This is a genomic window from Burkholderia sp. AU30280 (genome assembly GCF_020420125.1).
GTDB lineage: Bacteria > Pseudomonadota > Gammaproteobacteria > Burkholderiales > Burkholderiaceae > Burkholderia.
The window spans coordinates 174,767-186,785 of sequence record NZ_JAIZRY010000012.1; the positions used below are offsets into that span (position 1 = coordinate 174,767).

The following is a 12,019-nucleotide window of genomic DNA, read 5'->3' on the forward strand; positions in this document are numbered from 1 at the left end:
ACGTGAGGTTCAGGCCTTGGCCGCGGCCTGTGCGATCGCCACGTCGTCGAACAGCGGCGTGTCGAATGCGGTGGCGGGCTCTCCCGCGCACCAGCGGGTCCACATCGTGCGCAGCGCCGACGACAGCCCGGCCGCGACGACAGCCGGCCGGAACGCGGCGGATTCCCCGCAGCGCGTGCGCAGGCCGGCGCGAAGCGCCTGCAGCGCGGTGGTGTCGCGGCTGAGCGCGAGTGCCTTCGCGACGAAATCGTCCTCGTCCGTCGCGATGTACGCGTCGAGCCCGACGTGCTGCAGCCAGCCCGCGCTGCCGCGCCCGGCGAGCGTCGCGCCGGGGATCGTCACGGTCGGCACGCCCATCCACAGCGCATTCAGCGTCGTCGTCGAACCGGTGTACGGGAACGCGTCGAGACAGAGGTCGACACCGTGGTGCTGTTGCATGTAAACGGGGATGTTCGAGCGCCGGTGGAACGTCAGGCGGCTGGCATCGATGCCGGAGGCTGCAAACCATTCGGTCAGCGTCTGCTGGTCGCCGTTGCTGCCGATCGCACCGAGCGCCATGCGCGCGGTCGGGTCCGCGTGCAGCACACGCGCCCAGACCTCGATCACGTGCGGGCTCAGCTTGTTCAGGCGGTTGAAGCTGGCATACGTCGTATAGCCGTTGTGCAGCGCCGGCAGCACGTTCACGGGCGGGCAATTCGGCGGCGGCATGAACGGCGCGATCGCGGGCAGCCGCACGATCTGCTCGACGAACTGGTCGTCGAACGCGCCGTGCGGCGCGACGAAGCGGTCCGTCAGGTAGTAGTCCATCTTGCTGAGGCCGGTGGTGGCCGGATAGCCGATCCACGACGCCTGAACCGGCGCCGCGCGCTGCGCCAGCGCGACAAGCCGGTTGCGGCCGGTGTGGCCCGATAGGTCGATCATGATGTCGATGCCGTCGTTGCGCACGCGTTCGAGGAAGGCCTGGTCGCTCATGCCGAAGACGTTGCGCCAGGTCGTGGCGTGGGCCTTGAAGCGCTCGGACGTCTGATCTTCTTCGAAGTGGTTGTGATAGAAGTGCATCGCAATGCCGGGATCGGAAGCGAGATGCTCGATCACGGGCACCGCGTAGGACGCGACCGCGTGACTGAACAGGTCGCCCGACACGAAGCCGACCTGCAGCTTGCGCGCCGGTTCGCGCGGGTTCGAGAAGACAGCCGCGCGCTTGTGCTTGTAATTGTCGTAGCGCTCGCCGAACTTGCGGTGTTCCGCAACGAGCGCCTGCGGATCGAAATCGCTGCTGTGCGCGATACAGAACAGCATGCTGCTGTGGGTCACGCTGTCTGTGGGGTCGATTTCGATCGCACGCTTCAGCCAGCCCACCGCTTCCTGCGTTGCGCCCTGTTCGAGCAGTACGAAGCCAAGCGTGCTTTTCGGTGCGGCTGCTGCGGGTGCAAGTTCGACCGAGCGCCGACAGGCGGCGAGTGCTTCGTTCGGGCGGCGTAGCGCGAACAGCACGAGGCCATGGATCCGCAACGCCTCGGCGTTGTCCGGCGCGAGCTCGAGAAGGCGGCGGCACTGTTCGTCTGCTTCCGAGATGCGTTGCATCGCGCGGAGAGTATCGGCGAGCAGGATACGCACGAGCACTTCGTCTGGAAGCAATGCGATCGTGCGCGTGCCGGCATCGATCATCTCTGCGTAGCGCCCTTCTCGGTGAAGTGATGCGGATAACGCGCGCCAGCATGCTCCATCGTTCGGGTATTCGGTGGTCAGCCGCTGTGCTAGCGCGGTGGCTTCTGCGTGTCTGCCTTTGTTGAAGAGCGCCGCGTGTTTTTGCAGCAGGTTCGGATTGGCGCGAGGGCCCGGTTTGCTTGCATCATCTCTCCTTGATGTGCCGACCGCCGTCTCTGCAACGATCATCACGTCGATGCTGCTCAATGCGCGGTCGGTCGCCGCAGTCGCGTATACCTTGTCGGGCGACGCCATTTGCCCGATCAGCCCTTCAAGCGCGGGACCACGTATGCCGCGCTGCTGCGCGATTTCGACCGCGATCCATGCGGCGGCCGTTTGCCCGCTGCGATGCAACGCATGAATGTAGCTGACCCAGTAGTAGCCGTTGTCCGGGCTCGCGCCGATGGCGGCTTCGAAATGAGGCACCGCGTCAGCCGGGTGGCCCGTATCGACCATCAGCACCGCGAGGTTGTAATGCGCATCCCCATGCGTGGGCACCGCGTCGAGGATGGCTTCGTACAGCGCCCGGGCGTCGTCGAACGCGCCGCTGCGCTGGCGCTCGAGCGCGTTGTCCATGACGAGCGCGATGTCCTGCGCAAGCTGCTGTTCAGGCGTGAGCGGGGTGGAAACGGACAGTTCGGTCGAGAACATGATGAAATCTGCGGAAAGTCGGTCGATACCATTATGGGTAGCGTGCCGCCGCGCCGATGCCGCGAGATGACGGGAAAAGCCGGGCTAGTTTGGCCGATTGAACGGTCGGCCGAGGCCGGGGCGGCGCGGTTGGTGGCGCCCCAAAAAAATGCCCGCACGAGGCGGGCAGAGGCGAACGAGCACGCCCTCACATCAGCGTGTAGTTCTTGTTGTCAGGTTGGTGCGCCGGCGCCGTCAGTGGCGCGGTGCCGGGCGCGCGTCAGCGGCTCGCGACGCTCTGGTACTGGCCGACCGCCTGCACGCGGCCCATCGCCGCCTGGTATTCGCCGGTCAGCTCCTGCTGCGCGCGTTGCGCGTCGGCGAAGATGCGTGCGTTGCTGGCCTGCATCCGGCGAATCGCGGCGATGCCGGCCGACGGCTGGTCGGCCGCAAGCGACGCGACGAGCGGATCGCGCACGTCGACCAGGCGCGCCGCCTCGATCCAGTCGGCCATCGCGGCCGCATGTTCGATCGCGTCGGTGAGCGCGTCGAGCTGGGCGATCAGTTCGGTCTGTTGCATCGTGGCTCTCCGGTCCGGTGGGCGATCAGCTCTTGTTGCTCGACAGTGCGCCGGCGCTGTTCGTGCCGCCGAACAGCTGCGTCAGGTACTGCGAGTTGCTGTTCATCGTCGCCATCAGCGTGTTGAGCGCGGTGAACTGCGCCTGGTACTGGCTGGTCAGCTGCGCGGTGTAGTTCGACAGGTTCGTCTGCTGCGTGGCGACGCTCGTCAGGTCGTTGTTGAGCGCCGTCGTGCGGGCGGCGATCATCCCGCCCGTCTGCGTGTAGTTCGTGATGTCGGTCGTCAGTTGCTGGCCGATCCCGTTCGTCGAGTTGAACAGCGCTGCGACGCCGGTCGGGTTGCTCTGCAGCGCGGTGTTGAGCGCCGTGTTGTCGACCTGCAGCGTGCCGTCGGCCTGCAGCGTGACGCCGATCGACGCGAGGTTGACCGTCGAGCCGTTGCTGGTCACGCCGCCCGCGACGACCGATGCGAGCGCGTTGCGGATCGTGTTCAGCGTCGAGTCGCCGAGCAGCGGGCCTTGCGACGACGCGCCGGACGAGAAGCTCGACAGCGTGTTCATCGTCGTGACGAGCGTGTTGTAGAGCGTCACGAAATTGTTGATCGTGGACGCCTGCGATTGCGTGTTGGTGGCGATCGTCAGCGTCTGCGTCGTGCCGGCGGCGGCCGAGGTCAGGTTCACCGTGACGCCGGTGATCGCGCTCGTGACGGTGTTGCTCGCGCTCGTCGCGGCGATGCCGTTGATCGTGAACGTGGCGTCCTGCGCGGCCGTGCTCTGCTTCCACGCGGCGCTGCTGTTCGCGGACGTGAAGCTCGACTGGCCGCCCGTCGTGCTGGCCGTCGACGTGACGCCGAGGCTGGACAGGCCGTTGTCGCCGGTCACGTTGCTGACCGCGACGCTGATCGTGTTCGCCGCGCCGGTCGGCGTCGAGCTGAGCACGAGGTGGGCGCCGTCGCTGCCGTTGACGACCGATGCGACGATGCCCGGGTTGCCGGTCGCGGTGTTGATCGCGGCGGCGATGCCCGACAGCGTGTTGTTCGTGCTGCCCACGTTGACCGAGAACGACTGGCTGCCGAGCGACAGCGTCATCGTGCCGGTGCCGAGCGCCGTCGACGCACCGAACGCGGCCGACGACAGCGACTGCGACGTCGCGATCTGCGTGGTGTTGATCGAATAGCTGCCGGCGACGGCGCCCGCGCCGGCGGTCGCGGTAATGCCGGTACCGCTCATGGTCGCGGTGAAGGTGTTCTGCAGCGAGCCGTTCGACAGCGTCGTGACGCCGGCCTGGAGCGCACTGAGCGCCGCCGAAAGGGCGCCGTACGCGGAAATCTGGGTGTTGTCGCTGGACTGCTGCGCGGTGAGCGCGGCGGCCTGACCGGCGGTCTTCGCATTGACGAGTGCCGTCACGAGCGAGTTGACGTCCATCGACGAGTTGCCGGTCGAACCGCTGATGATCGATTGGGCGGCCTGCTGCAGCGCGCTGTTGGCCGAGCTGTTGGCGGTGGTGACGGCGGAATTGATCGTCGACATCGTAGTGCTCCGTGCGGCGGGTGATCCGTGAGATGCGGGGTGAAAACCTGGCGGCGGGACGGGGCCCCGCGCACCAAGCGCTTGCGGCCGGGCCGCGCGTTATGCGTGGCCCGGCCGCGGGTTGCTACGCGATTACTGCAGGAGCTTCAGGACCTGCTGCGGCAGCGAGTTTGCCTGTGCGAGCACCGAGATGCCAGCTTGTTGCAGCACCTGGTTCTTCGACATGTTCGCCGTTTCCTGCGCGAAGTTCGCGTCGGTGATCTGCGACTGTGCCGACGACAGGTCGGTCGATTCAGCTTGCTGCGACGTGGCGATTGCCGTGAAGCGGTTTTGCGCCGCGCCCAGCTGTGCCTGAACGTTGTTCACCGTTTGCAGCGCGTTGTCGATCGACACCATCGCGACGTTCGCGCCGCTGACCGTGCTGATGTTGAGGTTCGACACGGTGGCCGGGGTGTTGACGGCGTTGATCTGCGCGACTGCGTTCGTGATCGCGGTGGTCACTGCCGCCGGCATGCTTGTGCTAACGGCGCTCGAGCTCATTGCGATCTGCGAAACGACCGTGCCGTTCGAAGCGGCTGCGGTCGTAACCACGAGGGCGCTCGTCTCCGCGGCCGTCAGTGCCGAGCCGTTTTGGTCGGTGAACGTGAAGCCGCCCTTGCCGTCCGACGTGACATTGATCGCCGTGACGACTGCGCCCGACGACGTATACTTGCCGTTGGCATCAAGGCTGAGGCCCGTGATCGAGCCGACCGTCTGGCCGTTCTGAACGACGCCGCCACCGATCTGCGCAGCCGACATGCTTTGGCTCAGGTCCAGCGAAATCGTCTGGCCGACGTTCGCGCCGACCTGGAACGACACGATGCCTGCGTTGCCGTTCAGGATGTTCGTGCCGTTGTACGTCGTTTGCGACGCGATACGGTTCACTTCCTGGATCTGTTGCGCAACTTCCTGTTGCAGTGCTGCCTGGTCGGTCGACGACATCGTGCCCGTCGACGCCTGGACGGCCAGCTGGCGGATACGCTGCAGGCTGTTCGTCAGCGACGACAGTGCGCTCGATGCCGTTTGAATCATCGACACGCCGTCGTTCGCGTTCGACACGCCCTGGTTCAGACCGTTGATCTGGGTCTGCATCCGGGTCGAGATCGCGAGGCCTGCTGCATCGTCTGCCGCGCTGTTGATGCGCTTGCCCGACGACAGGCGCGTGATTGCCTGCGACAGGGCGTTTTGCGAGCCGTTGAGGTTCTGCTGTGCAACCAGCGAGTTGATGTTGCTGTTAATTCCGAGCATGGAAAATTCTCCTGTTTAAGCCGAAAGCCCTGGAAAGCCGTTTTGGCGTCGGCGGAAGCACTCGTTCATTGCTGGCCGCCTCAGAGCAGGATTTCGGCGCACCAAAACAAAACTTGAGGGGTGCATTGAGATTCGGCCCGATTTTTTATCCTTCTTTGTCATTTCGGATGGGCGCCGGCGTGACGCCGGATGGATGGGGCCGGAGAGCGGCCCGACCACGCAGTCGTTCGCCTGTGCACACACGATCGACAAAAGGGTGGTTTTGTCTGTGATTCCCTGCTATGATGGCGGGCTGAATTGAGATTTCTGTCAAGCCTCTGCCGTTTTCGGCACGTCTGCTGGCAGTCAAACGCGGCGCTGCACGCGGCTGTGAAGCGTACTCGCGGTGCTTTCCGCCTCTCTTTTCCGGCCTCCGAGGCCGTATTTCCGCTCGTTTCGCCTGTTTGTGGGGACGCTCGGATGGCCGGTGCGTGGCGCTTGGCCGCTACGTTTTTGACCGTTTAAGCAATTTAGGAACGACATGACGACGATTCTTCTGAAAGAAAACGAGCCGTTCGAAGTGGCGATTCGCCGCTTTCGCCGTGCTATCGAAAAAAATGGCCTGATCGCTGAGCTGCGCGAACGCCAGTCCTACGAAAAGCCGACCGCAGTCCGCAAGCGCAAGAAGGCAGCAGCCGTCAAGCGCCTGCACAAGCGCCTGCGCAGCCAGATGCTGCCGAAGAAGCTCCACTAAGAGCGTCTTACGGTTCGCCGCGAAACGGCGGAGCGTGCTTCGAAAGAAGCCGCTCCGCCGTTTTGCTTTTGGGGCCGGGAAAATCCCGGGGATGCTGCGGTTCCGGCGCGCTTCCGTGCCGTCAGCCCGCCTTGCGCCGGCGTGCGGGCTGCTTGCCGCCGAGCGCCGCGCATTGCGCGTGGCACGGGCAGCCGACCTCGTGATCGTTGACCATGCCGGTGGCCTGCATCAGCGCATAGCAGATCGTCGAACCGACGAACTTGCAGCCGTAAGCCTTCAACGCCTTGCTGAGCGCGTCGGACTGTTCGGTTGACGCGGGCGCGTCGCGGTACGACTGCCATGCATTCTGCACGGGCGTATCGCCGACGAACGACCACAGGAACGCGGCGAGCGAACCGTGCTCTTCGCGGATGCGCTGCACGGCGCGCGCATTGGTGACCGCCGACTCGACCTTCGCGCGGTTGCGCACGATGCCAGGATTCTCCAGCAGCTTCTCGATGCGCTTCGGCGTGAAGCGCGCGACGGCATCGACGTCGAAATCCGCAAAGGCTTCGCGATAGCCCGCACGCTTGTTCAGGATCGTCGACCACGACAACCCGGCCTGCGCGCCTTCCAGGATCAGCATTTCGAACAGATGGCGATCGTCGTGCGAGGGCACGCCCCACTCGGTATCGTGATAGTGAGCATCCGCTTCCGTCTTCACCCAGTTGCACCGCTGCGACATCGTCCGCCTCGTATTCAGTGTCGATTCGATCGCGTCAGCATAGCGGAAGCCCCTTCCACGGAACAGCCTGCCGAACGGCAGATGGGCGCGCGGCGCCGATCCGGTTAAGCTTGGCGCCTGTTCGAATCAGCGGGATGAAGGCATGGCGGCATTACTTTTTGCGATCGGCATCGATGGTGGCGGCACGGGCACGCGCGCGGTGCTGGCCGACCGGCACGGGCGCGAGCTCGCGCAGGGGCGCGGCGGCCCGTCGGGGCTCGGGCTCGGCATCGAGCGCGCGTGGGCGTCGATCGGCGCGGCGTGCGCGGACGCGTTCACGCAAGCCGGTTTCGCGTTCGAGTGGTCGCAGTGCGCGCTCGGCTGCGGGCTCGCGGGCGTGAACAATGCGGCGTGGCTCGCCGCGTTCCGCGCGCAGGCGCCGCTCGACGCGCTCGCGGTCGAGAGCGATGCATATACGACCGTCGTCGGCGCGCACGGCGGCGCGCCGGGGTTGATCGTCGCGCTCGGCACCGGCAGCATCGCGGCGGCGCTCGACGCGTCCGGCGCATGCCGGATTGCGGGCGGCTTCGGCTTTCCGTCCGGCGACGAGGCGAGCGGCGCATGGCTCGGCGTGCGAGCGCTCGCGTATGCGCAGCAGGCGCTCGACGGCCGCGCGCCGCGCGATGCGTTCGCCAATGCGCTGCTCGCGGAAACGGGCGCGCAGGATCGCGACGCGCTCGTCCAGTGGTCGTGCGATGCAAACCAGACGATCTACGCGCGGCTTGCACCGATCGTGCTCGCGCACCGTTCGCATCCGGTCGCGGGCGCGCTGATCGCGCAGGCGGGCGACGAGATCGGCAAGATGATCGACGCGCTCGATCCGCAGCAGGCGCTGCCGGTCGCGCTGTGCGGCGGATTGGCGGACGCACTCGCACCGGCCGTGCCGGCGCGTCATGCCGCCCGGCTGCGCGCGCCGCTCGACGATTCCGCGCACGGCGCGCTGCGGCTCGCGCTGCAGGCGCTGCGGGCCGCGGAAGGAGGCTGAAGGCGTTGCGACGGTGATCGAAGGCGCACCGCAACCGGGCTGCGGGCGGCGATCGACCGGGAACCGTCCGGCGAGCGACCGGGCACGACGTTAAAATGGCCGTTCCGCAGAGCCCTGAGCGCCATTCTTCCGTCCCATGTACAAAGTCATCGCCACCGATCTCGACGGTACCCTGCTGAACAGCGACCACCAGCTCGATCGGTACACGATCGACACCGTCCGCCGGCTCGACCGCGACGGCCTGCAGTTCGTGATCGCCACCGGGCGCCATTACGCGGACGTCGCCGGCATTCGCGACGTGCTCGGGATCCGGCCGTACCTGATCACGTCGAATGGTGCGCGCGTGCATGCGCCGGACGACACGACGATCCACGCGCAGGACATCGATCCGGCGATCGTCCGCGGCCTGGTGCAGCCGGACGTCGTCGGCGCGCACGGTCGCGTGATCGTCAACCTGTTCACCGACCAGGGCTGGCTGATCGACCGCGATGCGCCGCACCTGCTCGAATTCCACCAGGATTCGGGCTTCCGCTACGACGTGATCGACATGCCCGCGCACGACGGCGCGGATATCGCGAAGGTGCTGTACATCGGCGATCCGGCCGATCTGGCGGTCGTCGCCGAGCAGATGCGCGTGCGCTTCGGCGATGCGCTGTACGTCACGTACTCGCTGCCCGACTGCCTCGAAGTGATGACCGCGAACGTGTCGAAGGGCCGCGCGCTGCGCTCGGTGCTCGCGCGGCTCGGCGTCGACACCGGCCACTGCATCGCGTTCGGCGACAACATGAACGATATCGACCTGCTCGAAACCGCCGGCCACGCGTTCATGATGAACAACGCGAACCCCGACCTGGTCGCGCGGCTCCCGCACATCCCGCGGATCGGCAACAACTTCGACGCGGGCGTCGCCCGCCACCTGCGCACGCTGTTCTCGCTCGAAGACAACGTCGCCGCATCCTGAGCGTCCCGCCGCGGCGCCAATGAAAAACGGGCGCCAGTGACGCCCGTCGAAATGACCTGCCTCGATCTTCTTGGACAGCGTGAGGCTCGCTGCTCTGCTCGCTTGACCCCGTAGTGTTTTATTCGCTTGTGCGAGCGGATACCGGCAGCAGGTCGACGGCGTTGTCACGCCCCGCGACCAGCGGGTAGATGATCCCGGCGAGTGCCGCGCCGATGATCGGCGCCACCCAGAACAGCCAGAGCTGGCCGATCGCTTCGCCGCCCACGAACAGTGCGGGGCCGGTCGAGCGGGCGGGGTTCACCGACGTGTTGGTGACAGGAATCGAGATCAGGTGAATCAGCGTCAGGCAAAGGCCGATCGCGATCGGCGCAAAGCCGGCCGGTGCGCGCTTGTCGGTGGCGCCCAGGATCACGAACAGGAAGAAGCCGGTCATCACGACTTCGCAAATGAACGCCGCGCCGAGCGCGTAGTGGCCGGGCGAGCGCTCGCCGAAGCCGTTCGTCGCAAAGCCGCTGCCGACGACGTCGAAGCCCGGTTTGCCGCTTGCGATCAGGTACAGCACGAATGCGCCGAGCGTCGCGCCGACCACCTGCGCCACGATATACGGCACGAGATCGCGTGCGGGGAAGCGGCCGGCGACCGTCAGGCCGACGCTCACCGCCGGATTCAGGTGGCAGCCCGAAATGTGGCCAATTGCGAATGCCATCGTCAGCACAGTCAGGCCGAAGGCAAGTGCGACACCGGCAAAGCCGATGCCGAGGCCCGGAAAGGCGGCGGCCAGCACGGCGCTTCCGCACCCGCCGAGCACCAGCCAGAACGTGCCGAATACCTCTGCAGCGAGACGCTGAGAAAGATTCATGTAAGGACCTCGTTCAAGTGGATTGAAGACAACCGGACGACGCGACGGATTTAAACCGTCACCCGGAATTGGTCTGGATTATAGGAAATGAATCGGGTCGGGGAGGGTCAACGATTGTTAAATTTGAATGGCTGACGAATGCCTTTTATTAGAATAAGTCCGCATTCTCGATATAGCCGAATCGGTTAAAGATGACAGCATTAATTTCGAAGGGTAGGGCGGCAGTGCGGATGACGTAACGGATGCTGGTGTCCCGGTCGAGTTCGCCGGGGCCGCATCGTCAAAAGGGGAGTCGAAAAATGTCTCAATACGCGAAACTCAAGGCGCAGATCGCCGATCTGCAGGCTCAGGCGGACGATGTGCGCCGCCAGGAAGTGGCGGCGGTGATTGCGGAAGTCCAGCAAAAAATCGCCGAATATGGGCTGACTGCCCAGGATCTGGGCTTCGCGGAGCGAGCGAAGCGCGGGCGCCCGCCGAAGAAGGCGCCGCTGCCCCCGAAATACCGCGATCCGAAGTCGGGCGCGACCTGGAGCGGGCGAGGCAAGCCGCCGAATTGGATCGTCGGTAAAAACCGCGATCGTTTCCTGATCGAATGACCGAAATCCCAAACAAAAGAGCCGCCTCGAGAGGCGGCTCTTTTGTTTTGCGCGCCGATTTCGGCGCGGATTTGATTACGGAATATTTCCTTGCGGAATTCCGTGTCAGGCGCCGGCGACCCGGCGCAATACCGGTTGACGGGTTCCCGTGCACAGCGATTCGTAAGTGTCGACATAACGCTGCGCCATTGCCTTCGCGCTGAAGCGCGTGTCGAAACGTTTGCGGATGGCGGTGCGCGACAGGCTGTCGATCCGGTGCAGCGCGCCGACCGCGCCTTGAACGTCCTCGACGATGAAGCCCGTGATGCCGTCCTCGATCACTTCCGGCACCGAGCCGCGGTTGAACGCGACGACCGGCGTGCCGCAGGCCATCGCCTCGATCATCACGAGGCCGAACGGCTCCGGCCAGTCGATCGGGAACAGCAGCGCCTTCGCGCCGGACAGGAACGCGGGCTTCTGCGCCTCGTTGATCTCGCCGATGAATTCGACGTGTGCCTGGCCGAGCAGCGGCTCGATCACTTCCTTGAAATAGTCGGCGTCGGCCTTGTCGACCTTCGCGGCGATCTTCAGCGGCAGCCCGCTTTGCGCGGCGATCCGGATCGCGGTGTCGACGCGCTTTTCCGGGCAGATCCGGCCGAGGAACGCGAGGTATTCGGGCTTCACGCCCGGCTGCGGCGTGAGCAGCGTGTCGGGCAGCCCGTGATAGACGGTGCCGGCCCACGCGGCCTGCGGCAGCGGCTTGCGCTGGTTGTTCGAGATCGACACGACCGGCGCGTCCGGGAATGCGTCGAATACCGGCTGCAGCTCCGGCAGATCGAGGCGGCCGTGCAGCGTCGTCACGTACGGCGTGTCGAGGCGCGACATCAGCGGGAACGGCAGGTAGTCGAGGTGGAAGTGCAGCACGTCGAATTCGTGCGCGACCCGGGCGACCTTTTCGAGGAGCCGCATATGGGGCGCCATCGAATCGCGGATTGACGGGTCGAGCCGCAGGGCGCGCGGCCACGCCGCCTCGAGTCGGGCCGACGTGACGGAGTCGCCGCTGGCGAACAGCGTCACGTCGTGGCCGAGTTCGACGAGCGCCTCGGTGAGGTAGGACACGACACGCTCGGTGCCGCCGTAGAGCTTCGGCGGAACGGCTTCGTAAAGCGGCGCGATCTGGGCAATTCGCATGGGTGTTCTCCAGTGTCGATCCAGGGGCGCGGTGGCGCCGGTGCGGATCCCGTGCAAGGTTGCGGAACTCGCCGACGCACGCGGTTGGCGGTACGTGGCCGTGCCCTGGGCGGGGTGCGCGGGGCGCCGGACGGCAAGCTGCGGGGCGGGCCGGTACGGCTCGCGCCGCCGCCCATTGGAGTCCATTATCGATATCGCCCCGAGGGGTTCGAGTGTTTTT

The 12,019-nt window shown here is 65.8% G+C and carries 11 protein-coding genes; 4 read left to right on the forward strand and 7 right to left on the reverse strand.

Going from position 1 to position 12,019, the window contains the following annotated elements; all coding sequences use genetic code 11:
- Positions 1 to 9: 9 nt before the first annotated feature.
- The 4 genes from LGN17_RS26080 to LGN17_RS26095 form a co-directional block, all read right to left on the reverse strand.
- Positions 10 to 2,358 (reverse strand): tetratricopeptide repeat protein, encoded by a 2,349-nt coding sequence (locus LGN17_RS26080; RefSeq protein ID WP_226199337.1) that lies wholly within the window; start codon positions 2,356 to 2,358, stop codon positions 10 to 12.
- A gap of 259 nt (positions 2,359 to 2,617) precedes the next feature.
- The gene (locus tag LGN17_RS26085) at positions 2,618 to 2,917 is read right to left on the reverse strand and encodes a flagellar protein FliT (protein WP_226199340.1); all 300 of its coding nucleotides are present in this window, start codon (positions 2,915 to 2,917) and stop codon (positions 2,618 to 2,620) included.
- A gap of 25 nt (positions 2,918 to 2,942) precedes the next feature.
- Positions 2,943 to 4,445 carry a flagellar filament capping protein FliD gene (gene fliD / locus LGN17_RS26090; protein WP_226199343.1) on the reverse strand — a complete coding sequence of 501 codons (1,503 nt, stop codon included), beginning with the start codon at positions 4,443 to 4,445 and terminating at the stop codon, positions 2,943 to 2,945.
- Positions 4,446 to 4,577: 132 nt separating this feature from the next.
- The gene (locus LGN17_RS26095; protein ID WP_226199345.1) at positions 4,578 to 5,732 is read right to left on the reverse strand and encodes a flagellin; all 1,155 of its coding nucleotides are present in this window, start codon (positions 5,730 to 5,732) and stop codon (positions 4,578 to 4,580) included.
- A gap of 520 nt (positions 5,733 to 6,252) precedes the next feature.
- On the opposite strand from LGN17_RS26095, the gene rpsU reads away from it, so the two are divergent.
- Complete coding sequence (gene rpsU / locus LGN17_RS26100; protein ID WP_006401410.1) at positions 6,253 to 6,465, forward strand: 30S ribosomal protein S21; 213 nt, start codon at positions 6,253 to 6,255, stop codon at positions 6,463 to 6,465.
- A 121-nt stretch (positions 6,466 to 6,586) separates the two neighbouring features.
- Here rpsU and LGN17_RS26105 read toward each other — a convergent pair whose 3' ends face one another.
- A complete protein-coding gene (locus LGN17_RS26105; RefSeq protein ID WP_175958282.1) occupies positions 6,587 to 7,189 on the reverse strand; it encodes a DNA-3-methyladenine glycosylase I in 603 nt (200 codons plus the stop codon).
- 142 nt (positions 7,190 to 7,331) lie between these two features.
- Here LGN17_RS26105 and LGN17_RS26110 point away from each other — a divergent pair, with 142 nt between their 5' ends.
- Positions 7,332 to 8,213: a BadF/BadG/BcrA/BcrD ATPase family protein gene (locus LGN17_RS26110; RefSeq protein WP_226199350.1), complete on the forward strand. Its 882-nt coding sequence runs from the start codon at positions 7,332 to 7,334 to the stop codon at positions 8,211 to 8,213.
- A gap of 136 nt (positions 8,214 to 8,349) precedes the next feature.
- On the forward strand, positions 8,350 to 9,174 hold the full coding sequence (locus LGN17_RS26115) for a Cof-type HAD-IIB family hydrolase (protein ID WP_226199353.1): 825 nt from the start codon (positions 8,350 to 8,352) through the stop codon (positions 9,172 to 9,174).
- 118 nt (positions 9,175 to 9,292) lie between these two features.
- Here LGN17_RS26115 and aqpZ read toward each other — a convergent pair whose 3' ends face one another.
- The gene (aqpZ, locus tag LGN17_RS26120) at positions 9,293 to 10,033 is read right to left on the reverse strand and encodes an aquaporin Z (RefSeq protein ID WP_226199356.1); all 741 of its coding nucleotides are present in this window, start codon (positions 10,031 to 10,033) and stop codon (positions 9,293 to 9,295) included.
- Positions 10,034 to 10,332: 299 nt separating this feature from the next.
- Here aqpZ and LGN17_RS26125 point away from each other — a divergent pair, with 299 nt between their 5' ends.
- Complete coding sequence (locus tag LGN17_RS26125; RefSeq protein ID WP_021162849.1) at positions 10,333 to 10,629, forward strand: H-NS histone family protein; 297 nt, start codon at positions 10,333 to 10,335, stop codon at positions 10,627 to 10,629.
- Positions 10,630 to 10,734: 105 nt separating this feature from the next.
- On the opposite strand, the gene LGN17_RS26130 is transcribed toward LGN17_RS26125, so the two are convergent.
- Entirely contained in the window at positions 10,735 to 11,799 is a 1,065-nt protein-coding gene (locus tag LGN17_RS26130; RefSeq protein ID WP_226199359.1) for a glycosyltransferase family 4 protein, read from the reverse strand.
- Between the last annotated feature and the right edge of the window lie 220 nt (positions 11,800 to 12,019).